The sequence below is a fragment of the Flexivirga meconopsidis genome, assembly GCF_026162425.1.
Classification (GTDB): Bacteria; Actinomycetota; Actinomycetes; order Actinomycetales; family Dermatophilaceae; genus Flexivirga; species Flexivirga meconopsidis.
The window spans coordinates 678,873-703,692 of the sequence record NZ_JAOBQJ010000003.1 but is presented as its reverse complement, the minus strand read 5'-3'; the positions used below and the strand labels follow the sequence as shown (position 1 = coordinate 703,692).

Genomic DNA, 24,820 nt, shown 5'->3' with positions numbered 1-24,820 from the left:
TTGCCCACGCGTGCGACGATGAGGCGATGAGCGAGAAGCAAGCCAAGTCGCAGGCCCGTGGAGGGCAGTTGCCGGATGTGTTCCGAGAGTACATGCGCACCGGGTGGGCGCCGCGCGATGCCGCGCCGCCGGAGCGGTCGGCGGTCGCCGACCCCGCCGCGCAGCGCCGCGACGCGGTGTCGCGACAATTCCCCGGCGAGCGTCTCGTCATACCTGCTGGTGGACTGAAGGTCCGCAGCAACGACACCGACTACGTCTTCCGGCCGCACTCGGCGTTCGCGCACCTGACCGGCTTCGGCAGCGACCGCGAGCCGGATGCCGTGCTCGTGCTCGAGCCGCGTGAAGGCGGCGGCCACGACGCGGTCGTCTACTTCCGGCCGCTCGCCGGCCGCGACTCGGACAACTTCTTCGCCGACGGCCGCTACGGCGAGTTCTGGGTGGGTCCGCGCGCGACGCTCGAGGACGTCGAGGCGGAGTTCGGCCTGACCGCACGGCATCTCGACGAGTTCGCCGACGCGGTCGCCAAGGACGCCGGCGAGGTCGGCGTGCGGGTGGTGCGCGATGCCGACGCCGACGTGACGGTCAAGGTCGATCAGGTGCGCGCGACCGAGGGCGAGGCGCAGGACGCCGCGGAGACCCGCACCGAGGCCGACGAGGAGCTCGCCCGCTTCCTGTCGACGTTGCGAATGATCAAGGACGAGTACGAAATCGAGCAGCTGCGCCAGGCCGTCGAGGCGACCGGACACGGTTTCGAGGCGGTCATCGCCGAGCTCGCCGAAGCGGTCCGCCGCGGCCGCGGCGAGCGCTGGGCCGAAGGCGTCTTCGGGCTCTATGCCCGGCACGAGGGCAACGGGGTCGGTTACGACTCGATCTGCGCCTCCGGCGACCACGCCAACACGCTGCACTGGACCCGCAACACCGGCGACCTGCGGGAGGAGGACCTGCTGCTGATCGACGCCGGTGTGGAGCTCGACTCGCTCTACACCGCCGACATCACCCGCACCCTTCCGGTGAGCGGGAAGTTCAGCGAGGCGCAGCGCAAGGTCTACGAGGCGGTGTATGCCGCGCAGCAGGCCGGCATCGACGCGGTCAAGCCGGGGAACAAGTTCTCCGACATACACGCCGCCGCGATGGAGGTCATCGCCAAGTACGTCGCCGAGTGGGACATGCTGCCCGACGGTGTCGACCTGGAGATCACCCTCGACGCGGACAAGGGCCAGTTCCACCGCCGGTGGATGGTGCACGGCACCAGCCACCACCTCGGCCTCGACGTGCACGACTGTGCGCTGGCGCTGCGCGAGGATTACCTGGACGCCGAGCTCAAGCCGGGGATGATCCTGACCGTCGAGCCGGGGCTGTACTTCAAGGCCGACGACGAGTTGGTGCCGGAGCAGTTGCGCGGCATCGGCGTGCGCATCGAGGACGACGTGCTGGTCACGCAGGACGGGCACGACGTGCTGTCCGGTCACCTGCCGCGGACCGCCGATGATGTCGAGGCGTGGATCGCGCGGTTGCGGGCCGACCGCGACTGACGGTGCCGTCGGGGCCGACAAGGTCCGGGCGATGGCGAAACGGCCGGTGCCGGCACTCCCCCAAGGTGCCGGCACCGGCCGTTCCTACCCCTGATACTTCACTCGGCGGCCCCGACCGGCGAGTGTGGTGAGCGCCCCCGAGCGCCCACACCCAAAAAGACGCAACGGCCACCGGATCGGTTGCACGGATCCGGTGGCCGTTGCCAGTTCGTTACCGAACCAACTGCCTCGCCAATCAGTAGACGACGACTTGACGACCGATGGCCATGTACCCGCCGGCGATCAGCATGTCCTGGGTCGACGTCGACAGCCGGCAGCAGCCGTGTGACGCGGGGTACGGCGGGATGCTGGTCGCACCGTGCACCGCGATCGCGCCGTTGAAGAAGTAGGGCCGGTAGAGCGAGCCGAGCGCGTCGTTGGTCCAGCCGTTGACCCTGCGGAACACCTTGAAGTTGCCGCTCGGGGTCTGCCCGTTGTACCAGCGACCCCAGGCGTAGAACGGCTTGTTCGCGCCGGTGCTGGTGTTGAAGGTGTACCGCACCGAACTGCCCCACACCACCAGCAGGAGCTGGCGGCGCTTGTCGATCTCGATCCGGTAGCCGGCGCCGAACCTCGCGCCGGGGCGCGAGTTGGACGCGACCTTGGCCCAGGTGTTGGGGCCGACGATGGCGTCCCGGTAGAGGCCCCACGCCTTCTGCAGTGCGTAGACCGCCTGCTGGGTCTGAGCGCCGAAGATGCCGTCCGCGGCACCGCACCAGTAGCCCACGTAGTTGAGCCGCTGTTGCAGGTAGGTGACGTTGCTGCCCCGGCTGCCGATCCAGATCGTCGGCCGGGTCGCCGCCTCGGCATTCCCGGCGGTCGCAATGCTGAGCGCGCCGAGCGCACCGGCCCCGGCAACCCCGGCCATCACCTGGCGTCGTCCGACTTCAATCATGACGTTCCCCCTCTTGCGATGTACGCCGCGCGAAGCCCCTCCCCGGCGGCACCGGCCTCGCCATACAGCCGGCCGATCTACCAACTAGACGCACGACCGGGCCGAAAGGTTCGCACCCGCCGCCGCTTTTCTTGGCTTCGTCGGACAGTACGCCGGGGCGGCCCGTTAGTGTCGGGGTATGCCCACACTGGCCGATGCGGTGTCGAAGGCGCTGTCCAAGTCGAAGGTGCTCTGGCTGGTGCTGCCGGACGAACGCACGCTGCCGGTCTGGTATGCCGCGGCGGCCGACACGGCGTATGTCGTGGGCGGCCCCGGCGAGCAACACGTGCCGGACCTGCCCGCTGCACTGCGGGTGATCCTGCGCGACAAGGACACCCGCGCAGCCGTGGGACCGGTCGACGCGTGGCCGGTGCGCCTGGAGACCGGCAGCGATCCCTGGGAGGTGGCCGCGACGGCGCTGCTCGCCGCGCGGCAGAACAACCCGCCCTCCGGGCTGCGGGAGCACTGGGCGGCCGAATGCGCGCTCTGGGCAATCGGGTTCACCGAGCCGGCGCCCGACCGGCCTGCCAACGACGAGACTCCGGTCGCCACTGGCTAATCTTTGCTGGTGAGCAGCCGCGTCTTCGTAGCCAGAATCGCCGGACTCACCGTCTTGGACCCGCTCGGCGATCGGGTCGGCCGGGTCCGTGACGTCGTCGTGACCTTCGCCGGCAACTGGCCTCGCGCGATCGGTCTGGTCACCGAGGTGCCGGGCAAACGCCGCGTCTTCGTGCCGATGACGCGGGTGACCAGCATCGACGCTGGTGCGGTGATCACCACCGGGCTGGTCAACATGCGCCGCTTCGAGCAACGTGCCTCCGAAACCCTCGTGCTGGCAGAGCTGTTCGACCGCCAGGTCGAGGTAAGAGCGGACGGCGAGGAGTTCACCGGCGTCGTCGAGGACGTCGCGATCGAGCAGAACGCACGTCGCGACTGGGTGCTGGTCAAGGTGTTCGTCCGGGAGATCGGCGCGTCCTCCGCGATGTCCCGGCTGACCCGGCGCCGCAGCGGCCGCACCATGCTGGTCGATACCCGCGACGTCACCGGGCTGCACCAGCAGGCGGCGGCACAGAGCGCCGAACGGTTGCTGGAGACCTACGACGACCTGCGGGTGGCCGACCTGGCCGAGGTCATCCACGACCTCAACCCCAAGCGCCGCGCCGAAGTGGCCGCCGCACTGGACGACAACAAGCTCGCCGACGTCCTGGAGGAGTTGCCGGGCGACGACCAGGTGGAAATCCTCGCCGGCCTGGACACCGAGCGCGCGGCAGACGTCCTGGAAGCGATGGAGCCGGACGACGCCGCGGACCTGTTGTCCGATCTGCCGTCCGAGCAAGCCGAGCAACTGCTGCAACTGATGGAGCCCGACGAGGCGGCACCGCTGCGCCGGTTGCTGACGTATGACGAGAACACCGCCGGTGGCCTGATGACCACCGAGCCGGTGATCCTCGGCCCGGAGGCGACGATCGCCGAGGCGCTTGCCGTCGTACGCCGGGAGGAGCTCGCGCCCGCGCTGGCGTCGGCGGTCTTCGTCTGCCGGCCGCCGCTGGAGACGCCGACCGGCCGGTTCATCGGCGTCGTGCACACCCAGCGGCTGCTGCGCGAGCCGCCACATACCGCGATCGGGCAGATCGTGGACAAGACCATCGAGCCGGTGGCCGACTCCGCACCGCTCGGCGAGGTGACCCGGATGCTCGCGACATACAACCTGGTCAGCCTGCCCGTGGTGGACGAGCCCGGCCGCCTGCTCGGCGCGGTGACGGTCGACGACGTGCTCGACCACATCCTGCCGGAGGACTGGCGCGAGGCCCGGCACGACGTGCGCTCGGGTGATGGTGCGACGACCGGGAAAGCGGTCTGATGGCCGACCGTGAGGAGCAGTCCCGCACGGGCCGCGGCCGCGGACGGGAGACCCGCCTGGACCAACCGCGCGAGGCGGGGCGCCGCTGGCTGCCGAAGACACCCATGGACTCGGAGACCTTCGGCAAATTCGCCGAGGACTTCGCCCGGTTCATGGGCACCGCGCAGTTCCTGGTGTGGATGACGGTCTTCGTCATCGTGTGGGTGCTGATCAATCTGATCGGCCTGTTCGGGCTGCAGTGGGACCCCTACCCGTTCATCCTGCTCAACCTGTTCTTCTCGACCCAGGCGTCGTATGCCGCTCCGCTCATCCTGCTCGCGCAGAACCGGCAGGACGACCGCGACCGGGTCGCGCTCGAGGCCGACCGGGCGCGCGACGAACGCAACCTGGCCGACACCGAGTTCCTGACCCGCGAGGTCGCGTCGCTGCGGCTGGCGATGCGCGACACCGCGACTCGGGACTTCGTGCGCTCCGAGCTGCGCTCGCTGCTGGACGAGATGGAGGACCGTGGTTACCTGCGCTCCGATCCAGAGCCGGAGGGGTCGGCCGGCGCAGAGGCCTGAGATCGGCCGACCTACCATGGAAGACATGCCGATTCCCTCCGAGGACGCTGTCCGCGACGCGCTCGCGACCGTCCAGGACCCCGAGATCAAGCGACCGATCACCGAGCTCAACATGGTCGAGTCGGTCGACATCAGCGACGGCGGCAAGGTCACCGTGACCGTGCTGCTCACCATCGCCGGTTGTCCGATGAAGACCCGCCTACAGACCGACACCACCGAGGCGGTCGGCAAGGTGGAGGGCGTCACCGAGGTCGAGGTGCGCCTCGGGGTGATGTCCGACGAGCAGCGGGCCGCGCTGAAGGACCAGTTGCGCGGTGGCCAGGCCGAGAAGGAGATCCCGTTCGCCAAGCCGGGTTCGCTCACCCGCGTCTTCGCCGTCGCGTCCGGCAAGGGCGGCGTCGGCAAGTCGTCGGTGACGGTCAATCTCGCTGCCGCACTTGCGGATTCGGGGTTGAAGGTCGGCGTTGTCGACGCCGACATCTACGGTTTCTCGGTGCCGCGCATGCTCGGTGTCGAGCGGCGTCCGACCCAGGTCGACGACATGATCCTGCCGCCGGACAGCCACGACGTGAAGGTCATCTCGATCGGCATGTTCGTGCCCGGCAACCAGCCGGTCGTATGGCGCGGGCCGATGCTGCATCGTGCGTTGCGGCAGTTCCTCGCCGACGTCTTCTGGGGTGACCTGGACGTGCTGCTGCTCGACCTGCCGCCCGGCACCGGCGACGTCGCGATCTCGGTCGCGCAGTTGATCCCGAACGCCGAGATCCTCGTGGTGACCACCCCGCAGCAGGCGGCGGCCGAGGTCGCCGAGCGCGCCGGCGCGATTGCGCTGCAGACCAAGCAGCGGGTGGCCGGCGTCATCGAGAACATGTCCTGGCTGGAGCTGCCGGACGGCACCCGCCAGGAGATCTTCGGCAGCGGGGGCGGCAGCGCGGTCGCCCGCTCGCTCTCCACGTCGGTCGGCGTACCGGTCGAGTTGCTCGGTCAGATCCCGCTGGACGTGACCCTGCGCGAGGGCGCCGACGCCGGCACTCCCGTCGTACTCGGCAACCCCGACTCCCCCGCCGCCGTCGCTCTGCGCGGCATCGCCAAGGGGCTCGGCACCCGCGCCCGCGGACTGTCCGGCCGGTCGCTCGGCCTCACCCCGACCGGCCGCTGAGTGACGGCATACGCCCGTCGCATCCTCCCAGCGCTCCAACCCCCCAGCGAAAGTCACCGATAAGGTGCGCGACGCGCCGCCGATCACGCATTACGCGGCGCGTCGCGCACCTTATCGGTGAAAGCGCGTCAGGTGGCGTCGTAGTCGAACGGCGTCGCGCGGTCCGGGTCGAACTTGTGCGGGTCGTATGCCGGTGCGAGCGCCGGGACAGCCGGCGTCGCCGCACCGGCGGCGTCCGCGGTCGCGGCCGGCTCGGGCTCGGGGTCGAACAGCGCGTCCCGCACGATCTTGCGCGGGTCGTACTGGCGCGGGTCGTAAGCGCGCCAGTTGACGTCCTGGAACTCCGGACCCATCTGGTCCTTCAACTGTGACTTGGCCCCGTCGGCCATGTCGCGGACCTGGCGGATGTAACCGCGCAGCTTTGCGACGTACTCCGGCAGCCGTTCCGGTCCGATCAGGGCTGCGGCCAGCGCAGCGAGGATGAGAAACTCCCATCCGCTGATGCCCAACATGTCGCCTCAATGCCCCTTCTGCCGGCGCGGACTACCGATCCGCCGACGATTGTCGCACCCGCCCCTGCGAGCCGGGGCCTTGCCCGGCGAACTCGACTCGGCGAGGTCAGGGAGTGGCGCGCACCGCAACCTGTTGGATCAGCGGCAGCGGGTCGCTCGGACGGGTGGCCGGTCGGGTGGGTTCGCCCGGGGCTGCGGGCAGCTGGCGCACCAGTCGTGCCGGCGCGTTGCCGCCGCCGAGCTGGGTCGGCTCCGGGCCGCTGGCGGCACCGGTCGCGGTCGAGGCGACGAGCGCGACCCCGACGCAGCCCGCCACCGCGACGAGCGCGCACGCCATCGAGCGACGGGCCGACTGGTACTGCGGGGGCGCACTGGCGGTCACCACCGCCGGCGCCGGCCGGTGCGGCGGTATGACGGGAGCCGCGGCCGAGCCCGACCCCTGCGGCTCGACGGCCGCGAGCGACAGCAGACCGGCCATCAACTGCTGGTGGCCTCCGGAGTCGAAGCGCACCGAGCGCAGTTGGGCGATGATCTCCCGCTCCTGTTGCACCGCGTGCCGGCAGTGCTCACAGATCATCAGGTGCAGGTCGGCCCGGTGCTCCTGCTCCGGGCTCAGGTTGCCGTCGACATACTCGGCGACAGCATCGCCGAGATGCTGTTGTTGCTGTTGCCGGTTGCCGAAACTGATCATCGGGTGCCTGCCGCCGGGGACAGCGTCAGTGCGCCGGTCGCGGCGCGGGTGCGGGCGGGTCGGTTCTCCGGTGCGCGGTGGGCGAGCGCTTCGCGCAACTGGGCGCGACCGCGGTGAATGCGCGATCGCACCGTGCCGAGCTTGATGTCCAGCGTGGCAGCGATCTCCTCGTAGGACAGGCCCTCGATGTCGCACAGGACGACCGCGGCGCGGAAGTCGGGTGCGAGCGCGTCGAGCGCGCGCTGCACGTCGTCGTCGAAGTGCGCATCGGCATACACCTGCTCCGGGCTGCCCTCGCGACTGGGCAGCCGCGCGGCGGCGTCGTCGGCGAGCGCGTCGAAGCGGATGCGCTGCTTGCGGCGCATCTTGTCCAGGAACACATTGGTGGTGATGCGGTGCAGCCAGCCCTCGAAGGTGCCCGGGCGGTAGGAGTGCAGCGACCGGAAGACCCGCACGAACACGTCGTGGGTCAGGTCCTCGGCGTCGTGCACGTTGCCGGTCAGCCGGTAGGCGAGACGGTAGACGCGAGCGGAGTGCTCGGTGACGATCTCTTCCCAGGTCGGCGGCTCCCAGCCGGGCGGTGCCACATCGGGCACCTCGGTCTTGACTGCACCCCGCAGCAGCTGATCGGTCATGACGTGCGATTCACCTCGAAGTAAATAAACCTCATCAGGAAAGGCCATCCTTACCGATCAAGCTATGCGTTCGCTGTGCGCGGGCATTGCCAACCGGTGAGTTGCCTGTAGAACGTCCGGCGTCGGCGATTCGTTACCGCCGGCGGCGCACCCTATTGCCGCCCGCGTCCCGCGGCGCGGCGCGGAGGGTCTAGTTTCGTCGCCATGTCTTCCATGCGACCGGCGACCTGGGGGTATGCCGAAGAGTTCGTCCCCGAGCCAGAGATCGTCGAGCAGGCGCGTCGCCGCGGTGAGGAACTGGGTGCGACGCCGATCGGCGCCGGCACCGGACCGGCACTGCGGATGCTCGCCGCTGCGGTCGGTGCGCGCGCGGTCGTCGAGGTCGGCACCGGAGCCGGCGTCTCCGGCCTGTGGTTGCTGGACGGCATGCCGGCCGACGGCGTGCTGACCACCATCGATGTCAAGACCGAGCACCAGCGCGCCGCGCGACAGGCGTATGCCGAGGCCGGCGTCGCACCGGGGCGCACCCGGATCATCACCGGTGACGCGTTGAAGGTCATGTCGCGCCTCGCCGACGGCGGCTACGACCTGGTGCTGGTCGACGCGCACAAACCCGACTACCCCGCCTACGTCGAAGCGGCCCATAAGCTGCTGCGTCCGGGTGGGCTGCTGGTGATCGACAACATGCTGTGGCACGACAAGGTCGCCGACCCGGCGGTGCGCGACGAGACCACCGTGTTGCTGCGGGACCTGGGTAAGCAACTGCGCGACGACCCGGCGTGGGTGACGAGCCTGTTGCCGGTCGGCGACGGCCTGCTCGCCGCCGTGCGCCGCTGACTGCGGTCGCCCCGTCATACCGAAGACGAGAACGGCCCCGCACCAGTGACTGGTGCGGGGCCGTTGCTCACGTGCGCGGGTGGTCGGGTCAGCCGATGCAACCCTTGATCGCGTCGCCGAGCGCCTGGGCTTCCTCGGCGTTCATCTCGACCACCAGGCGGCCACCACCCTCGAGCGGCATGCGCAGCAGGATGCTGCGGCCTTCCTTGGTGACCTCGAGCGGGCCGTCTCCGGTCCTCGGCTTCATAGCCGCCATGGCTGCTTCCCCTTCCGCCCGCGCGGCGTCAGCGTGCGGCCGCATCTTTGCCACGCGGTGTTTCGGATGCCGGGTGTCCCGGCCGATGCAGCCATCAAGTTGGCTCATTATTTCAGCAACTTCGCTGAGTAGGGAAATCCTGCACCGATCCGATCGCGTCGCGGCATGGCGCAGAATGGCGGGCGAAGCGCACGCCCTCGGACCAAGGAGTCAGCCCGCATGACCGATGCCGCCACCGACCAGCCCGTCGTCGTCGAGTACGCCGAGGGGGTGGCGACCGTCCGGCTGAACCGCCCCGATGCGATGAACTCCCTCGACATTGCCACCAAGGAGGCGCTGCTCACGGCCCTGCAGCAGGTCGCCGGCGACCCGGAGGCACGGTGCGTCGTACTCACCGGCACGGGCCGGGCGTTCTGCGTGGGCCAGGACTTGAAGGAGCACGTCGGGCTGCTGGCGAAGGGTTCGGACAGTCTGTTCACCACGGTCGCCGAGCACTACAACCCGATCGTCGAGTTGCTGTCGACGATGGACAAGCCGGTCATCGCGGCAGTGAACGGCGTGGCGGCCGGCGCGGGGGCCGCGTTCACCTTCGCCTGCGACCTGCGGCTGGTCAGCGACGCCGCCGGCTTCAACCTGGCATTCGCGGGGATCGCCCTCTCCAGCGACTCCGGGTCGTCGTTCTGGCTGCCGCGACTGGTCGGCGTCGCCAAGGCGAAGGAGTTGCTGCTGATGCCGCGCACCGTGAAGGCGGACGAGGCGCTGCAGCTCGGGATCGCGACTCGCGTCATACCCGCCGGCGAGTTCGCGGCGGAGGTGGCCAAGACCGCGGGTGCGCTGGCTGCCGGGCCGACCCGGGCGTACGGCGCGATCCGGCGCGCGGTCGAATACTCCGCGACGCACACGCTCGCCGAGTCGCTCGCCCATGAGGGCCAGCTGATGAACGAGACCGGGGCGACCGCGGACCACAAGGCGGCGGTCGATGCCTTTCTTGCCAAGGAGCAGCCGGTCTTCACGGGTCGGTAACGCACCACCCGTCACATCAATGGTGTGACGTCGCCCATGAAACAATGCCGCCATGGCAGCCATCGTGTGGTTCGCCGCGGGGGTTCTGCTGGCAGCAGCGGAAGCGCTCAGCGGGGATTTCGTGCTGCTCATGCTGGGCGGCGGAGCGCTCGCGGCAGCACTCGCCGCGTGGCTCGGAGCGCCGTTGTGGCTCACCGGTGTCATCTTCGCAATCGTGTCCGTCGGGCTGGTGCTCGGCGTACGACCCGTGCTCAAGCGCCACCTTTTGCGCTCGCCCGGGACGCGGATGGGCATCGAGGCGCTGCGCGGCGAGGAGGCGACCGTGCTCGCCGCCTTCGGCAACACCGGCGGCCAGATCCGGCTGGCCGGTGAGATCTGGTCGGCGAGACCCGCCGACGAGGACGACACGTTCCGCACCGGCGAGACCGTGATCGTCCAGGACATCGACGGCGCCACCGCTGTCGTGAAACGGGGAGATTGAAGATGGAACCAGTGCTGATCGTCGTCGCGATCCTGGTGATCCTGGTGATCGTCGTGGTCGTGAAGTCCGTAGCGCTGATCCCACAGGCGGAAGCCGCGGTGATCGAGCGACTCGGGCGTTACACCAAGACCGTGTCGGGGCAGCTGACGCTGCTGATGCCGTTCATCGATCGGGTGCGCGCCCGCGTCGACCTGCGTGAACGAGTCGTGTCGTTCCCGCCGCAACCGGTGATTACCGAGGACAACCTGACGGTGAACATCGACACCGTCGTCTACTTCCAGGTGACGGACCCGCGGGCCGCGGTCTACGAGATCAACGACTACATCGTCGGTGTCGAGCAGCTGACCACCACCACGCTGCGCAATGTCGTCGGCGGTATGACGCTGGAGGAGACCCTCACCTCCCGCGAGACCATCAACGCGCAGCTGCGCGGGGTGCTGGACGAGGCCACCGGGCGCTGGGGTCTGCGGGTCGCCCGTGTCGAGCTGAAGTCGATCTTCCCGCCGCCGTCGATCCAGGAGTCGATGGAGAAGCAGATGAAGGCCGACCGCGAGAAGCGGGCGACCATCCTGGCGGCCGAGGGCCACCGGGAGGCCGCGATCAAGTCGGCCGAGGGTGACAAGCAGAGTCAGATCCTGGCGGCCGAGGGTGCGAAACAGGCCGCGATCCTGGCGGCCGAGGCCGACCGGCAGTCGCAGGTGTTGCGGGCCGAGGGTGACCGGGCCGCGCAGTACCTGCAGGCGCAGGGTGAGGCCAAGGCGATCGAGAAGACCTTCAACGCGATTCGCGCCAGCAAGCCGACGCCGGAGCTGCTCGCCTACCAATACCTGCGCACGCTGCCCGAGATGGCCAAGGGCGAGGCGAGCAAGGTGTGGGTGGTGCCGACCGACTTCGGGTCGGCGTTGCAGGGCTTCGCCAAGTCGTTCGGGACCAAGGGCGAGGACGGCACCTTCCGTTACGAGATGCCGCCGTCGGAGGACCTTGCGCCGGTCGAGGACGAGGACGTCGCCGAGTGGTTCAAGCTGACGCGCGACCCGGCGGTCGCCAAGGCGGTCGCCGACGCCGAGGCGGTCGCCCGCCAGTCCGCCGACCCCGAGCAGGACAGCCTGGCCGGACGGTTGGCCAAGCGCGCGGCCGAGACTCCGTCACCCGCGTCTCCGGCGACACCCGCGGCTCCCGCCCAGCCGGCGCCGGCCGACGAGCGGTCCAGCGGCGGGCCGGCCGAAGGCTCCCCCGAGACGACGGCCGCCCAGCCGCAGATCGGGCAGGGCGAGCCGCCGCAGCTCGGCCAGGGCGCGCCCCCGGCATACCCGCAGCAGGGTGTGCAACTGCCCGGCCAGCCGCAGCCGCGGCACGGCGACGGCCCGGACCAGCAGGGCTGAGACCCCGCCGCGAGTGACGGCTCCCCCACCGACCGACGGTCGCTCCCGACCGTCAGTCGCCGACAGAGCCGTCACTCGCGAAGCTGTGCCGGCCGGATCGTCAGCTCACCCGGCTCACGGCCAGAGGTTGGGGTCCAGATCGGACCCGTACTGGCCACCGCGCGGGCGCCGCTCCAGGTGCAGGTGCGGACCTGAGACGTTGCCGGTCGCGCCCGAGTAGCCGATCAGCTCGCCGGTCTGCACCCGCTGACCGACGTTCACCACCTTGCGGGACAGGTGGCAGTAGCCCCAGTCGGAGCCGTCGACGTCGTCGTTGATCACCACGAAGATGCCGTACGACCCGCCCCACGGCCGGTCCCGGACATCCCCGCCGATGGTCGCGTAGATCGGGGTGCCGGTCGGGCAGACGATGTCGATGCCGGTGTGGTGACCGGCCTGCCACCGGCTGCCCGGCTGCTTCCAGGGGGTGCCGATGGGGTTCTTGGCCGGATCCTTCACCGGCCGCACGTACTGCGCGGGCGCGGGTGGCGGTGTGCCGCCGGCGACGTCCATCCGGCCGCCCTCGAAGTCCTGCTCCCAACCGGCGTCAGTCCGGCGCTCGTCGCTCACCGGGTAACCCCAGCGGCCGCCTTCCCAGCCGTCCTGGGTGTAGCGCTCGAGCATCAGACCCCACACCGGATGTGCGTCGCCCGCCTGGGTCCAGTACATGACCCCGCCCTGGAATCGCTGCACTCGCCCGCCGGGCTTGCTGCCGTCGAACTCGTCCGAGGTCGGGTAGCCCAAAGCGCCGTTCTCCCAACCGAGTTCACCCCAGCGGTCCCGGATCCGGCCGTACACCGCGTGCGCCTCGGTGGCCGGCGACCAGTAGATGGCGCCGTTCTCGAACTCCTGCCAGCGGCCGTCCTCCTTGATCTGGTATTCGTCGCTGATCGGATACCCGAGCAACCCGCTCTCGTAGTCGTAGTCGGCATAACGCTCGCGGATCGCACCATAGTTGGGGTGCGCGTCCGTCTCCGGTGACCAGATCATCACGCCGTGCTCGAACTGCCGCCACGCACCGCGTGGGGTGGCGACCTCCTCACCGGTCGGATTGCCGAGCGGCGAGTTGGGGCCGCCGAGCTCACGCCACCGCTCCCCGATGCGGCCGGAGACCTCGGGCACCGGCTGCGGTTGCTCGCCGCCGCCGACGTTGCCCGCCCAGTCGATCAGCCGGCCGGGCTCGACGTAGAACTCGTCGAGGTCGAGGGTGCTCGAGTAGCCGTCGAGGTGGCCCTTGTCGGTGAACTGCCAGGCCACCACCCGCCGGAAGGGCGCACCGTTGGGCTGCACAGCCGGTCGGTCGTCATACCCACCGGTCGTCTGCGTTCTGCCGTAGTTGGCGATCCAGAGCGGGTTGTTCTCGGCGATGTCGGTCCCCTCGAACATCGCGAGGTTGGACTGCTGTGCGTAGACCCACGGACGCTTGCCCAGCGCCGGCTCGACGATCTGGCACCAGCGGCGCGCCCAATCGACACCGTTGTCGACGCCGGCGCCCTCCCAGTCCAGGCAGATGCAGTCCTGCGGCCGCAGCCGGTCGCGGACGGTTTCGATGAAGTTGGCCGCCTCCTGCTCGGCCGTGTTGCCGGTCGAGACGAAGTGGTAATAGACCTCGTCGGCGTTCTTGGTGCGGCGGTTCAGGTCGGAGTGGCGTGGCATCCACTGGTCACGGTAGCCCTGACCCTCCGTCGCCTTGAGCCCGAGGATGTCGTAGGGCACGGCGGCCAGATCGATGTCCCCGGTGTTGTTGCTGATGTCAATTCCGTACAAAGGCATCAGACGAATTCCCCTCATTCACAATGTGTTTCGCCGCGAACGCGCCTCCCCAGACGCGAACATCCGTCTCGCCGTATTGCGAGCCCCTCGGACGACAGCCCCCCTGCCGCGACACCGCCAACGTAACTGGCCGAGCGTCCGATGTGTGGATTAGCGGGCGATCAAATCGGGTCGCCCCCGATATGGGTCAGCACCAGCAGCGTCCAACACCACCACACCTGCCAGCCCAGACCGAGCGCCACCCAGATCGCTGTGCGCCAGCCGACGAACAATCGTTTGCCGCGGTCCTGCCAGCCGGCACCGATCAGCACGATCGCGATCGGGAACATCAGCAGCAGGTAGCGATAGGTGCTGGTCCACGCGTCGAGGACCGCCAGCAGGTACAGCCCGTAGGCGAGCACCCAGGTGCGCATGACGGTGCCGAGTCCGGCGGCCCACGGACCCAGCATCAGTGCCAGGAATCCGCCGATCATCACGATCAGCCCGAAGGCCGCTCCGACCGGGCCGAAGAGCCGATCGAAGTTGCCGGCCCACGGCACGAAATAGGTGATCGTGCCGCCGCCGCGCCAGGCCGCCATCGTGTCGGTGTATGCCGAGAAGCTGCCGGTGCGCACTCCCGCGATGACCGGCCAGATCGCCCAGGAGAGTCCGCACGAGGCGAGGGCTGACGCCATACCGAGCCATTCGCGGCGGGCGATCGGTTGCTCCACCCGCTCCTGCCAGCGCTGCCACACCACGACCAGCCCGACGAGCGCCAACGGCACCGCAATCGGGCGCGCCACCCCGCAGGCCAGCGCCGCAACCGTCACCAGCCACCAGTTGCGGCGCTGGAAGCCGAGCAGCGCGATCAGCAACAGCACCATCGCCAGCGACTCGGTGTAGGTCATTTGCAGCACCGGCGACGGTGGTGACGCGGCGTAGACGCACACCGCGCCGAACGCGGCGACCGCACCCACCTGCCGGCGGAAGAGAACTGCCATCAGGAGGGCGGCGACCAGCCCGAGCACCAGCGACAACAACGAACCGACCACCGCGAACGACCCGCCGGTCAGCCACATCAGCCCGGCAACCAGCATCGGATACATCGGGTAGAACGCCCACGCGTTCTGCGCGACATTGCCGTTGCGGTCGAGCGGCAGCGTCGACGGATAGCCGTCCTCGACGATCCGCTGGTACCACCGGCCGTCCCAGACGTGGGTCATCTCCCAGTAGTCCTGGCGACCGGTCGAGTAGAAGACGAAGCCGAGATCCTGGTGCGGCGCCACCAACGTCATGACGATCGCCGAGAACAGCCGAAAGACCAGATAGGCGACCGCTACGCAGAGCAGCAGCCGTTGGTCGACCAGCCGGGCGAGGCGAGTGCGCCACCGCAGCCACGCAGGTATGACGGGGGCCGCGGCCTCTGGCGCCGGCGCCGGGGAGGTACGCACGCTCACGAGCCGCTCCGGAAGCAGCCAGCCACGTGATCATCGACGATCCCGCAGGCCTGCATCGCGGCATACATCGTGGTCGGCCCGACGTGCGCGAAACCGGCCTTCTTGAGCGCCTTCGCCAGGGCGACGGATTCGCTTGTCGTTGCAGGTGTTTCGGCAAAGGATGCGGGACGGGTGTGGGCGGCCGGCCGGTGCGACCAGATGAGTTCGTCGAGGCCACCGGCATCCCGCAGCCGCAGCACAGCGGCGGCGTTGGTGATCGCCGCGTCGATCTTGCGGCGGTTGCGCACGATGCCGGCGTCGTGCATGAGTCGCTCGCGGTCGGCGTCGTCATACCGAGCGACGACCTCGGGGTCGAAGCCCGCGAAGGCGGCTCGAAAGGCCGGGCGCTTGCGCAGGATCGTCAGCCAGGACAGCCCGGACTGGAAGGCTTCCAGGGTGATGCGTTCGTAGAGTGCCTGCTCGCCGCGCACCGGCACTGCCCACTCGGTGTCGTGGTAGACGCGGTAGTCGTCGGTCGATGCTCCCCAGGCGCATCGCGCCAAGCCATCGTCGCCGACGACGAGCGACGCCGGGTCAGGGGGTGCGTCAGCCATGGTCCGCCTCCGCGACGAGTCGGGTGACGGCATGCCGGTAGACCGGCCGCCCGAACACCCGGGAAACGGGCCCGCTCAGCCGGCGAATCCATGCGGCAGCCGGTCCGGCGTCGGTGCGCCAGGTCAGCCGCGAGCCGCGGGGCGTCGGTGTCACCTCGATCGTTGCTCCTCCACCGAGCACCCGCCCGGTCTTGCGGATGGCGAAAACCCCTGGGGCCCCGGCCTCCTGCGGCGCATCCCAACGCGTCACGGTCATCGGGTCGTGCAGCCGCAGCGGCCCGACCCCGGTGACTGCGTCCAACCGCTGACCGACACCGGGCGCGCCGGCGAGCACCGTCATACGGGTCAGTGGGAAGGCGCGCGTGTGGGCGTCCCAGTCGGTGACGACCTGCCAGAGGCGCGCTACCGACGCACTCGAATCTGCACTGATGACAAGCTCTTTCACGGGGTCAGTCGCGCACCGGAAGACCACCGGTGCGGCCGGCCCGCAGGCCGGCGATCTCCTCGTCGCGCGCCTTCAGCTCGGCGCGCAGCCGGTCGAGCACCTCGTCGACTTGGCTCATGCGGTAGCCGCGGAGCGTCTGGTCGAAGCGCACCTGGTCGATGTCGTCGGCGCCGATCTCACCGCGCGGCAGCGGCTCGAACGGCGACGTCGAGGTGGGCGCCTCGAGGTGGGCGCCGAACCGGCCGAGCACCGCGAAGACGACCAGGCCGATCACGACCAGCAGCAGGGCGATGAGAAAGACGAGCACGAGGGACAGCGTACGACGAGGGCGGCCGACGTCGATCGGCGTCAGTCGAGCGCCGACGTCGATCCAGCCGCGAGCATCACTCCGGGCGGCTGACGCCGAGGCCTTCGCCGCCGCCGATGATCAGGCGGACCGCCTCGGCGGGCTCGTCGGTGACCTGCAGCCGGTGCAGATCGGCCTCGCCGATCATCCCCTGCGCGAGCAGGGTGTCGCTGATGAACGTCATCATCGGCTCCCAGAAGGCCCTGCCGAGCAGCACGATCGGGAAGCTGGTGATCTTTTGCGTCTGCGCGAGCGTGACCGCCTCGAACAACTCGTCGAGCGTGCCGAAACCACCGGGCAGCACGACGTAACCCTGGGCGTACTTGACGAACATCGTCTTGCGGGCGAAGAAGTAGCGGAAGTTGACGCCGAGGTCGACATACGGGTTGAGGCCGGCCTCGAAGGGCAGCTCGATGCCGAGGCCGACGCTGGTGCCGCCAGCCTCGCTGGCGCCCTTGTTGGCCGCCTCCATCGCGCCCGGCCCTCCGCCGGTGATCACTGCGTAGCCCGCCTCGACCAGTAGCCGGCCGAGCTCGACGCCCTTGGCGTAATAGTCGCTGTCCGGTTTGATGCGTGCCGATCCGAAGACGCTGACCGCCGGGCCGAGCTCGGCGAGCGTGCCGAAGCCCTCGACGAATTCGGCCTGGATGCGCATCACCCGCCACGGGTCGCTGTGCACCCAGTCGGTGTCCTGCGACTGGTCGAGCAGCCGCTGGTCGGTGGTGGTGTTCGGCACGTGGCGACCGCGCAGTGACGTCGCCCCTTTGCGATAGGTACCCCGCTCAACGCTCACGGTGCCAACCTCTCACGCCGGGTTCAGCCAGCGACGCAGGGCCGTCAGGGCGTCGGTGATCTGCTGCTCCGGGCACCGCTCGTCGTCGGTGTGCGCCAGGTTGGGGTCGCCGGGCCCGAAGTTGACCGCGGGCACGCCGAGCGTGGAGAAGCGCGCCACATCGGTCCAGCCCTCCTTTGCGGTCACCGGCAGATCGAGCGCGGCGACGAACGATTGCGCGGCGGGCTTGTCGAGGCCGGGGCGGGCGCCGTCCGCGAGGTCGCCGAGGCTCACGTCATACCCGGTGAAGACGGTGTGGACGTGCGCAAGCGCCTCCTGCCCGCTCTTGTCCGGTGCGAAGCGGTAGTTGACCGTCACCGTGCAGCGGTCGGGGATGACGTTGCCGGCGATGCCGCCGCTGATGCCGACCGCGTTGAGGGCCTCGTGATAGTCCAGGCCGTCGACCGTCACGGTCGCCGGTTCGTATGCCGAGAGCCGCTGCAGGATCTCCCCCGCATCGTGAATCGCGTTGTGCCCGTTCCACGGTCGCGCCGAATGGGCCGAGATGCCCTTGGTCGACACGTCGACCCGCAACGTCCCCTTGCAACCGCCCTCGATGCCGCCGTCGGTCGGCTCGAGCAGCACCGCGAAGTCTGCGGCGAGCCAGTCCGGATGGTCCCGCGCGATGCGTCCGAGGCCGTTGAATTCGTCCTCGATCTCCTCGCAGTCGTAGAAGACGTAGGTGACGTCGCGGCTCGGCTCGGGCACGGTCGCGGCGAGCGCGAGCTGCACCGCGACGCCGCCCTTCATGTCCGTGGTGCCACGCCCGACGAGCATCCCGTCGACCCGGCGCACGGGCAGGTTGGGCGGATCGGTCAGCGGGACCGTGTCGAGGTGCCCGGCGAGCAGCACGCGTTCGTCGCGGCCGAGGTCGGTGCGGGCCACGACCGTGTTGCCGTCGCGGTCCACCCGCAGGTGCGGCAGCGCCCGCAGCGCCTTCTCGACCGCGTCGGCAAGCGTCTGCTCGTGCTTGCTCACCGACGCGATGTCGCACACGTCCGCGGTGAGGTCGACGACGTCACGGGTCAGGTCCAGGTCTGCCATGCACCCGAGTCTCCCGTATGACGTTCCCCTCACGCGCGCCGCGTCGGCGTCATACTCAGGGTCACCTAGGCTTGCCCCATGACTTCTTCGCCACGGCGCGCCTGGGGCTACGGCCTCGCCACCGAGACGTATGACGGGACGGTCCTCGACACCTGGTTCCCCACACCGGTGCTGGGATCCGCTCCCGATGACGACCCCTACGGCGAACCGGCGGAACTGGCCGCCCTCGCACGCGACTACCCGCAGCGCGAGGTGAAGACCCGGGTCGTGCTCACCGACATCGATCTCGACGCGGCGCCCGCCGACGCGTCCGACGCCTACCTGCGCCTGCACCTGCTCAGCCACCGGCTGGTGCTGCCCAACTCGATCAACCTCGACGGCCTCTTCGGCAAGCTGGCCAACGTGGTGTGGACCAGCGAAGGCCCTTGTGCCGTCGACGGATTCGAGACCACCCGGATGCGACTGAAGCAGGACGGCCCGGTGCAGGTCTTCGGCATCGACAAGTTCCCGCGGATGACCGACTACGTCGTGCCGAGCGGCGTGCGCATCGCCGACGCCGACCGGGTCCGGCTGGGCGCGCACCTTGCCGAAGGCACGACGGTCATGCACGAGGGCTTTTGCAACTTCAACGCCGGCACCCTCGGCACCTCGATGGTCGAGGGCCGCATCGTGCAGGGCGTCGTCGTGGGTGACGGTTCGGACATCGGGGGCGGCGCGTCGATCATGGGGACGCTCTCCGGTGGCGGCACCGAGCGGGTGTCGATCGGCAAGCGCTGCCTGATCGGCGCCGAGGCCGGCATCGGCATCGCGCTGGGTGACGACTGCGTGGTCGAGGCCGGGCTCTACATCACTGCCGGCACCAAGGTGACCCGGCCGGACGGCAGCGTGGTCAAGGCGCAGGAGCTGTCCGGCGGTGACTCGATGCTCTTCATCCGCAACTCCACCACCGGCGTGGTCGAGGTCCGTCAGCGCAAGGGCGACGGGATCGCGCTGAACGACGAGCTGCACGCGAACTGACCACTGCCGCATGCCATTTCGCCGCAACCGAAACCCCGGGGACCGAGAGTTCGACGGGCTCTACGGCGCGCGCACCGAAGACGCCCCGGACGACTACCCCGAGGACTACGAGTACGACGACGCCGACTACGACGAGGAGGATCCGCACCCGGCCGACTCGCTCGGCTTCGGCGACGACGACTACGTCGCCGAGGAACACAAGCCGCGCGGTCCGGTGCGCCGGACCCTCGGGTGCCTGATCCCGGTCGCCATCGTCGGCGGCATCGCGTATGGCGGCTACGCGGCATACCAGCACCTCGTCAACAACTTCGGCTCGCCCTCGTGCAAAGTGGTCGCGAACGGCTTTGACTACCAGTGGGATCCGGAGCAGACGGCGAACGCCTCGACGATCGTCGACGTCGGCGTCTTCAAGAAGGGACTGCCCGCCCGCGCGGCGACCGTCGCGACGACGACCGCGCTGCAAGAGTCGAAGCTGCGCAACCTGACCTACGGCGACCTCGACTCACTGGGGCTGTTCCAGCAGCGCCCCAGCCAGGGCTGGGGCACCGCGGACCAGATCCAGGACCCGATCTACGCCAGCGGCTCGTTCTACAACGCGCTGACCAAGATCCCCGAGTGGCAGTCGCTGTCCATCGGCGCCGCCGCGCAGGAGGTGCAGCGCAGCGGCTATCCCGATGCCTACAACGACCACGAGACGCAAGGCGAGACGATCACCGCGGTGATGGCCGGGACCGCCACGGAGGGTGTGGGCTGCCGGCTCGACCCCGCCAAGTCGGCGAAGACACCGGCGCAGGTCGTCACCGAACTGCAGGCGCAGAGCGCGCTCGTCGCGCGTCCCGGCGATGGCTCGGTCACCTTCACCGGCGCCAACACCGCGACCGCCTGGGCAGTCGCCTCCTGGGCGGTCGCCCACGCCGACGCCGACGGCATCCAGACCGTCACCGTCGGCGACCGCGCCTGGGAACGGCACCGCGGCAAGGACGGCTGGAAGTGGCAGAACGCCAAGCGGGCGACCTCAGGCGTCAACGCCGTGCGGATCGACCTGGCGCAGCCGAAATAGCGGGAGCGCTCAGTCGCGCAATCAGCTCGTGACACCGTCCCAGGTAGCAACCGGCCCATCGACCGTGTTCACCGCAATAGTTAGCGGTTGCCCGACGACGACGGGATACGCAAGGAAGAACCTCAAGGTGCGGCCTGGGAGCATCGTAGACGTTGGCGTGTCGATACCAGCCTCCACGTCCGTCACCATTCCCACCTCGCGGTCCCCCGCCGTGGCTGTGAAGTAGAGGTCATTGGTGTCGAATGGGGCAGCGCTCTTGTTAACGAGCGTTACCTCAAACTTCCGATACTTCGCGCCCGCGGGCACGTTGTCTCCAACATAAGCCGATTCGCCTGGCGTGTAGGGCGCTCCTTTTCCGATAGAGATAGTGCGCCCAGTAGGTGATGTGTAAGTCGCTCCAAATGCGACGGTCCCCGATGAACCGGCATCCACCGTCCCCGAGGCCGAGTCCGACGAAGCACCGACGACTCCGTCCTCGGCACCCTCGACGATCGGACTCTCGGACGAGTCGGTCGCCGCTGACTCCGGAGCGGCGCCTGCTGTAACGGTCTTTGTGACGGTGCCGCCATCGTTCGTTGCAGTGTCGCCATTGCACCCCGCGAGCGCCAGTGACGCGGTTATGGCAACGGTCACCGCTATGCGGCGGGTGAAGGGGGTCATGAGCGAAATGTACCGGCCTACTCCCAGGAAATACTCAGAATGGCAAATCGTGCGTAAAGCTCGCCGCATGCCGGACGCCCACCTCACTGGCCTGCCACCCAATTGAGACACAACTTACCCAAAAGTAGCTAACCTGGAGTGACCTGTCTCACGTCGATGAAGGGTCACTCATGCGCATCCCCCGTCGCTCCCTGACTGCACTCGCCTGCACCGGCGCCACGACCGCGCTGTTCGTCGCGGCCGCCGCACCAGCCCAGGCGGCACCCCTGCCGATCGGCGGCCTGCCCGAGGCCACTGCCGGATACACCCTGTCGCCCGGCACCGTCGCGGGCGCCAACGACTGGAGCTGCAAACCGTCCGCGGCCCACCCGAACCCGGTCGTGCTGCTGCCCGGCACGTTCGCCAACATCGGCTCCAACTTCGTGGCGCTCTCGCCGATGCTGAAGAACGCCGGTTACTGCGTCTTCGCCACCAACTTCGGGATGAGCTGGTTCTCCGCGGACCGCATCGGCGGGATGAAGAGCGAAACCGACTCCGGCAACGAGGTCGCCGCGTTCATCGAGAAGGTGCGCGCCACCACCGGCGCTGCCAAGGTCGACATCGTCGGGCACAGCCAGGGCGGGTCGATGGGCGTCAACTACCTCAAACTGCACGACGGCGGCAACAAGGTCGGCACGTATGTCGGGTGGGGCCAGAGCTCGAACGGCACGACGCTGTCCGGGCTGACCACCCTCGGCAAGGCGTTCGGCGCGCTCGGTTTTGTCAACCTCGGCTTCCAGGCCTTCGGTGCCCCGTCACTGGTCGACCAGCAGGTCGGCTCGGCATACAACACCCGGACGGCGGCGATCCCGCTGCCGCAGGGACCGAAGTACGTGACCATCCAGACCACCAAGGACGCGGTCGTGACGCCATACGCCACCCAGTCGCTGCCCGGTGCACAGAACATCGTGGTGCAGAACCTCTGCCCGAGCGACCCGGTCGGACACGTCGGGTTGTTCCTGGATCAGCCCACCCTGCAGCTGACGATGAACGCGCTCGGCGGCGGCCCGGCGGACTTCAAGCCGGCCTGCTCCGGCTACGGGCCGGCGCTCTGAGCAACGGCGAGCATGCGAAAGGCCCCGATTCCCAAAGGAATCGGGGCCTTCCGTTCTAAAAGCAGGGCCGCTCAGCGGTCACCCATGGCGACATACTTGCGCTCGGTCTCACCGATGTAGACCTGTCGCGGACGGCCGATCTTGGTCGCCGGGTCCTCCATCATCTCGCGCCACTGGGCGATCCAGCCCGGCAGGCGACCGATGGCGAAGAGCACCGTGAACATCTCGGTCGGGAAGCCCATCGCCTTGTAGATGATGCCGGTGTAGAAGTCGACGTTGGGGTAGAGCTTGCGCGAGACGAAGTAGTCGTCGGAGAGCGCGATCTCCTCCAGGCGCATGGCCATGTCGAGCTTCGGGTCGTTGACGCCCATCTGCTTCAGCACCGCGTCGGCCGACTTCTTCACGATGGCGGCGCGCGGGTCGTAGTTCTTGTAGACCCGGTGCCCGAAGCCCATGAGCTTCACGCCGTCTTCCTTGTTCTTGACCTTCTCGACGAACTTGTCGACGTCGCCGCCGAACTGGTTCTCGATGTTGTCGAGCATCTCCAGCACCGCGGAGTTGGCGCCGCCGTGCAGCGGGCCGGACAGCGCGTGGATGCCGGCCGAGATCGACGCGAACAGGTTGGCGTGGCCGGAGCCGACCAGGCGCACGGTCGAGGTCGAGCAGTTCTGCTCGTGGTCGGCGTGCAGGATGAAGAGCTTGTCGAGCGCGTCGGCGACGACCGGGTCGACCTGGTAGTCCTCCGAGGGGAAGCCGAAGGTCATCCGCAGGAAGTTCTCGACCAGACCCAGGCTGTTGTCCGGGTAGAGCGTCGGCTGGCCCTGGCTCTTCTTGTGCGCGTATGCCGCAATCGTCGGCAGCTTGGCGAGCAGGCGCACGGTGGACAGCTCGATCTGGTCCTTGTCGGTGATCGACAGGCTGTCCTGGTAGAACGTGCCGAGTGCGGACACCGCCGCGGACAGCACCGACATCGGGTGCGCGTCACGCGGGAAGGCCGCCAGCAGGTCCTTGAGGTCCTCGTGCAGCATCGTGTGGCGCCGGATGCGCTCGGTGAAGTTCGTCAGCTGCTCCTGGGTGGGCAGCTCGCCGTAGATCAGCAGGTAGGAGACCTCGAGGAAGGTCGAGCCCTCGGCCAGCTGGTCGATCGGGTAACCGCGGTAGCGCAGGATGCCCGCGCCGCCGTCGATGTAGGTGATGGCGGACTCGCAGGACGCGGTGTTGACGAAACCCACGTCCAGGGTTGAGTTGCCGGTTTCCTTCAACAGCGCCGAGATGTCGTAGCCGTTGTTGCCTTCAGTCGCGGGGATCACCCCGAACTCGAGCGTCTTGTCACCCGTTGTGAAGGTGGCGGGCGCCTGGTCAGTCATGTGCTTTCCGTCCTTCGTGGTTACCGGCTCCGATGCCGGAGAAGTCAGCGCTTTCGACGTTACCGCAGAGTCACCTGCCCCTTCGGGGCGACCCCGGCGTCAAGAAACCAATCTCTTTGACGCCGCGGCAATACGTTCGTCCGTTGCGGTGAGCGCTATGCGTACATGCTGCGCCCCGGCCGTTCCGTAGAAGTCGCCGGGGGCGGCAAGTATGCCGAGAGTTGCGAGCCGGTCGACGCTCTCGCGGCACGAATTGCCTTCTGTAGCCCACAGATAGAGCCCCGCGTCGGAGTGATCGATGCGCCAGCCGGCCTGCTCCAGGGCGCCCCTCAGCTGAGCGCGGTGCGCGGCATACAGCTGCTTCTGGGCGGCGACGTGCGCGTCGTCGCCGAGCGCGGCCTTGATGACCCGCTGCACCGGCCACGGCACGATCATCCCGGCGTGCTTGCGGACCTGGACCAGCTGCTGCACCAGCTTCGGGTCGCCGGCCACGAACGCCGCGCGATAACCGGCCAGATTGCTCTGCTTGGAGAGGGAGTAGACCGCGAGCAGGCCCTCGTGGGACCCGCCCGTGACGCGCTCGTCGAGGATGCTCGGCGTGGTCGGGCCGTCGGCGTCCTCTCTCCAGTCGAGCTCGGCGTAGCACTCGTCGCTGGCGACGATGACGCCCCGATCCCGAGCCCAGGCAACGACTTTCGCAAGATGGTCGACCGGGAGCACCTGGCCGTGTGGGTTGGCGGGGGTGTTGAGCCACAACAGCTTGGGCGCCCGCGGGCCGTACTGCAGCAGACCTGCGGCCGGCTCGGGGGTGGCCCCGGCGATGCGGGCGCCGACGTCATACGTCGGGTAGGCGAGCTGTGGGAAGCCGACGCTGTCGCCGGGGCCGACGCCGAGCAGGGTCGGCAGCCAGGCGACCAACTCCTTGCTGCCGATCGTCGGCATGACACCGTTCGGGTCGACACCGGGCGCATTGCGCCGTCGGGCGAACCAACTGGCGACCGCCTCGCGCAGGTCGGGGGTGCCCCACACCTGGGGATAGCCCGGCGCGTCGGCCGCGCCGGCGAGCGCCTCCTGCAGGATGGCCGGGGTCGGGTCGACCGGGGTGCCGACCGACAGGTCGACGATGCCGCCCGGATGCGCGGCGGCCTTCGCCTTCGCGCCGGCCAGTGAGTCCCAGGGAAAATCGGGCAGGTCAGCGACCGGCACGCG

The 24,820-nt window shown here is 69.1% G+C and carries 27 protein-coding genes; 12 read left to right on the top strand and 15 right to left on the bottom strand.

Annotation, left to right across the window (positions count from 1 at the left end; all coding sequences use genetic code 11):
• Positions 1 to 26 precede the first annotated feature (26 nt).
• Positions 27 to 1,532 (top strand): aminopeptidase P family protein, encoded by a 1,506-nt coding sequence (locus N2M23_RS13185; protein ID WP_265446107.1) that lies wholly within the window; start codon positions 27 to 29, stop codon positions 1,530 to 1,532.
• Positions 1,533 to 1,767: 235 nt separating this feature from the next.
• On the opposite strand, the gene N2M23_RS13180 is transcribed toward N2M23_RS13185, so the two are convergent.
• Positions 1,768 to 2,466: a L,D-transpeptidase family protein gene (locus N2M23_RS13180; RefSeq protein WP_265446106.1), complete on the bottom strand. Its 699-nt coding sequence runs from the start codon at positions 2,464 to 2,466 to the stop codon at positions 1,768 to 1,770.
• A gap of 178 nt (positions 2,467 to 2,644) precedes the next feature.
• On the opposite strand from N2M23_RS13180, the gene N2M23_RS13175 reads away from it, so the two are divergent.
• Genes N2M23_RS13175 through N2M23_RS13160 form a run of 4 tightly spaced genes read left to right on the top strand, consistent with a single transcriptional unit; the run spans position 2,645 to position 6,088 of the window.
• Entirely contained in the window at positions 2,645 to 3,064 is a 420-nt protein-coding gene (locus N2M23_RS13175; protein ID WP_265446104.1) for a hypothetical protein, read from the top strand.
• 3 nt (positions 3,065 to 3,067) lie between these two features.
• Entirely contained in the window at positions 3,068 to 4,366 is a 1,299-nt protein-coding gene (locus tag N2M23_RS13170; protein WP_265446102.1) for a magnesium transporter MgtE N-terminal domain-containing protein, read from the top strand.
• Complete coding sequence (locus N2M23_RS13165) at positions 4,366 to 4,929, top strand: DUF1003 domain-containing protein (protein WP_265446101.1); 564 nt, start codon at positions 4,366 to 4,368, stop codon at positions 4,927 to 4,929. The genes N2M23_RS13170 and N2M23_RS13165 overlap by 1 nt, the downstream gene beginning before the upstream one ends.
• A gap of 25 nt (positions 4,930 to 4,954) precedes the next feature.
• A complete protein-coding gene (locus N2M23_RS13160) occupies positions 4,955 to 6,088 on the top strand; it encodes an Mrp/NBP35 family ATP-binding protein (RefSeq protein ID WP_265446100.1) in 1,134 nt (377 codons plus the stop codon).
• 128 nt (positions 6,089 to 6,216) lie between these two features.
• Here N2M23_RS13160 and N2M23_RS13155 read toward each other — a convergent pair whose 3' ends face one another.
• The 3 genes from N2M23_RS13155 to sigE form a co-directional block, all read right to left on the bottom strand.
• Positions 6,217 to 6,600 carry a twin-arginine translocase TatA/TatE family subunit gene (locus tag N2M23_RS13155; RefSeq protein WP_265446099.1) on the bottom strand — a complete coding sequence of 128 codons (384 nt, stop codon included), beginning with the start codon at positions 6,598 to 6,600 and terminating at the stop codon, positions 6,217 to 6,219.
• A 106-nt stretch (positions 6,601 to 6,706) separates the two neighbouring features.
• A complete protein-coding gene (locus tag N2M23_RS13150; protein WP_265446098.1) occupies positions 6,707 to 7,291 on the bottom strand; it encodes a zf-HC2 domain-containing protein in 585 nt (194 codons plus the stop codon).
• The gene (gene sigE / locus N2M23_RS13145) at positions 7,288 to 7,926 is read right to left on the bottom strand and encodes an RNA polymerase sigma factor SigE (RefSeq protein ID WP_265446096.1); all 639 of its coding nucleotides are present in this window, start codon (positions 7,924 to 7,926) and stop codon (positions 7,288 to 7,290) included. Before sigE ends, N2M23_RS13150 begins: the two co-directional genes overlap by 4 nt.
• Before the next feature lie 204 nt (positions 7,927 to 8,130).
• Between sigE and N2M23_RS13140 the strand changes: the two genes are divergently transcribed.
• A complete protein-coding gene (locus N2M23_RS13140; protein ID WP_265446095.1) occupies positions 8,131 to 8,763 on the top strand; it encodes an O-methyltransferase in 633 nt (210 codons plus the stop codon).
• An 88-nt stretch (positions 8,764 to 8,851) separates the two neighbouring features.
• On the opposite strand, the gene N2M23_RS13135 is transcribed toward N2M23_RS13140, so the two are convergent.
• Positions 8,852 to 9,019, bottom strand: coding sequence for a DUF3117 domain-containing protein (locus N2M23_RS13135; protein ID WP_115923734.1), 168 nt, complete (start codon positions 9,017 to 9,019; stop codon positions 8,852 to 8,854).
• Between the two features lie 219 nt (positions 9,020 to 9,238).
• On the opposite strand from N2M23_RS13135, the gene N2M23_RS13130 reads away from it, so the two are divergent.
• Genes N2M23_RS13130 through N2M23_RS13120 form a run of 3 tightly spaced genes read left to right on the top strand, consistent with a single transcriptional unit; the run spans position 9,239 to position 11,905 of the window.
• Positions 9,239 to 10,042: an enoyl-CoA hydratase-related protein gene (locus tag N2M23_RS13130; protein WP_265446093.1), complete on the top strand. Its 804-nt coding sequence runs from the start codon at positions 9,239 to 9,241 to the stop codon at positions 10,040 to 10,042.
• Between the two features lie 52 nt (positions 10,043 to 10,094).
• Entirely contained in the window at positions 10,095 to 10,523 is a 429-nt protein-coding gene (locus tag N2M23_RS13125; protein ID WP_265446092.1) for an NfeD family protein, read from the top strand.
• A 2-nt stretch (positions 10,524 to 10,525) separates the two neighbouring features.
• Entirely contained in the window at positions 10,526 to 11,905 is a 1,380-nt protein-coding gene (locus N2M23_RS13120) for an SPFH domain-containing protein (protein ID WP_265446090.1), read from the top strand.
• A 114-nt stretch (positions 11,906 to 12,019) separates the two neighbouring features.
• Here the strand turns inward: N2M23_RS13120 and N2M23_RS13115 are convergent, their stop codons facing one another.
• The 7 genes from N2M23_RS13115 to dapE all read right to left on the bottom strand — a co-directional run bounded on the left by N2M23_RS13115 (position 12,020) and on the right by dapE (position 18,413).
• Positions 12,020 to 13,717 (bottom strand): peptidoglycan DD-metalloendopeptidase family protein, encoded by a 1,698-nt coding sequence (locus N2M23_RS13115; RefSeq protein ID WP_265446088.1) that lies wholly within the window; start codon positions 13,715 to 13,717, stop codon positions 12,020 to 12,022.
• A gap of 161 nt (positions 13,718 to 13,878) precedes the next feature.
• Positions 13,879 to 15,153 (bottom strand): hypothetical protein, encoded by a 1,275-nt coding sequence (locus N2M23_RS13110; protein WP_265446085.1) that lies wholly within the window; start codon positions 15,151 to 15,153, stop codon positions 13,879 to 13,881.
• Positions 15,150 to 15,746 (bottom strand): DNA-3-methyladenine glycosylase I, encoded by a 597-nt coding sequence (locus N2M23_RS13105; protein WP_265446084.1) that lies wholly within the window; start codon positions 15,744 to 15,746, stop codon positions 15,150 to 15,152. The genes N2M23_RS13110 and N2M23_RS13105 overlap by 4 nt, the downstream gene beginning before the upstream one ends.
• The gene (locus N2M23_RS13100; protein WP_265446082.1) at positions 15,739 to 16,191 is read right to left on the bottom strand and encodes an SRPBCC family protein; all 453 of its coding nucleotides are present in this window, start codon (positions 16,189 to 16,191) and stop codon (positions 15,739 to 15,741) included. The genes N2M23_RS13105 and N2M23_RS13100 overlap by 8 nt, the downstream gene beginning before the upstream one ends.
• A 4-nt stretch (positions 16,192 to 16,195) precedes the next feature.
• On the bottom strand, positions 16,196 to 16,498 hold the full coding sequence (locus N2M23_RS13095; protein ID WP_265446081.1) for a DivIVA domain-containing protein: 303 nt from the start codon (positions 16,496 to 16,498) through the stop codon (positions 16,196 to 16,198).
• 76 nt (positions 16,499 to 16,574) lie between these two features.
• Positions 16,575 to 17,330, bottom strand: coding sequence for an LOG family protein (locus tag N2M23_RS13090; RefSeq protein WP_265446080.1), 756 nt, complete (start codon positions 17,328 to 17,330; stop codon positions 16,575 to 16,577).
• A gap of 12 nt (positions 17,331 to 17,342) precedes the next feature.
• On the bottom strand, positions 17,343 to 18,413 hold the full coding sequence (dapE, locus tag N2M23_RS13085; RefSeq protein WP_265446079.1) for a succinyl-diaminopimelate desuccinylase: 1,071 nt from the start codon (positions 18,411 to 18,413) through the stop codon (positions 17,343 to 17,345).
• A gap of 78 nt (positions 18,414 to 18,491) precedes the next feature.
• Here dapE and dapD point away from each other — a divergent pair, with 78 nt between their 5' ends.
• Both dapD and N2M23_RS13075 read left to right on the top strand, forming a co-directional pair.
• Positions 18,492 to 19,430 carry a 2,3,4,5-tetrahydropyridine-2,6-dicarboxylate N-succinyltransferase gene (gene dapD / locus N2M23_RS13080; protein WP_265446077.1) on the top strand — a complete coding sequence of 313 codons (939 nt, stop codon included), beginning with the start codon at positions 18,492 to 18,494 and terminating at the stop codon, positions 19,428 to 19,430.
• Positions 19,431 to 19,440: 10 nt separating this feature from the next.
• Positions 19,441 to 20,490 carry a hypothetical protein gene (locus N2M23_RS13075; protein ID WP_265446076.1) on the top strand — a complete coding sequence of 350 codons (1,050 nt, stop codon included), beginning with the start codon at positions 19,441 to 19,443 and terminating at the stop codon, positions 20,488 to 20,490.
• 21 nt (positions 20,491 to 20,511) lie between these two features.
• On the opposite strand, the gene N2M23_RS13070 is transcribed toward N2M23_RS13075, so the two are convergent.
• Complete coding sequence (locus tag N2M23_RS13070) at positions 20,512 to 21,150, bottom strand: hypothetical protein (protein WP_265446074.1); 639 nt, start codon at positions 21,148 to 21,150, stop codon at positions 20,512 to 20,514.
• A gap of 170 nt (positions 21,151 to 21,320) precedes the next feature.
• Here N2M23_RS13070 and N2M23_RS13065 point away from each other — a divergent pair, with 170 nt between their 5' ends.
• Positions 21,321 to 22,244 (top strand): lipase family alpha/beta hydrolase, encoded by a 924-nt coding sequence (locus N2M23_RS13065; protein WP_265446073.1) that lies wholly within the window; start codon positions 21,321 to 21,323, stop codon positions 22,242 to 22,244.
• 71 nt (positions 22,245 to 22,315) lie between these two features.
• Here the strand turns inward: N2M23_RS13065 and N2M23_RS13060 are convergent, their stop codons facing one another.
• Together N2M23_RS13060 and dapC are read right to left on the bottom strand one after the other, a co-directional pair.
• Positions 22,316 to 23,611, bottom strand: coding sequence for a citrate synthase (locus N2M23_RS13060; protein ID WP_265446072.1), 1,296 nt, complete (start codon positions 23,609 to 23,611; stop codon positions 22,316 to 22,318).
• Positions 23,612 to 23,710: 99 nt separating this feature from the next.
• Positions 23,711 to 24,817 (bottom strand): succinyldiaminopimelate transaminase, encoded by a 1,107-nt coding sequence (dapC, locus tag N2M23_RS13055; protein ID WP_265446071.1) that lies wholly within the window; start codon positions 24,815 to 24,817, stop codon positions 23,711 to 23,713.
• Between the last annotated feature and the right edge of the window lie 3 nt (positions 24,818 to 24,820).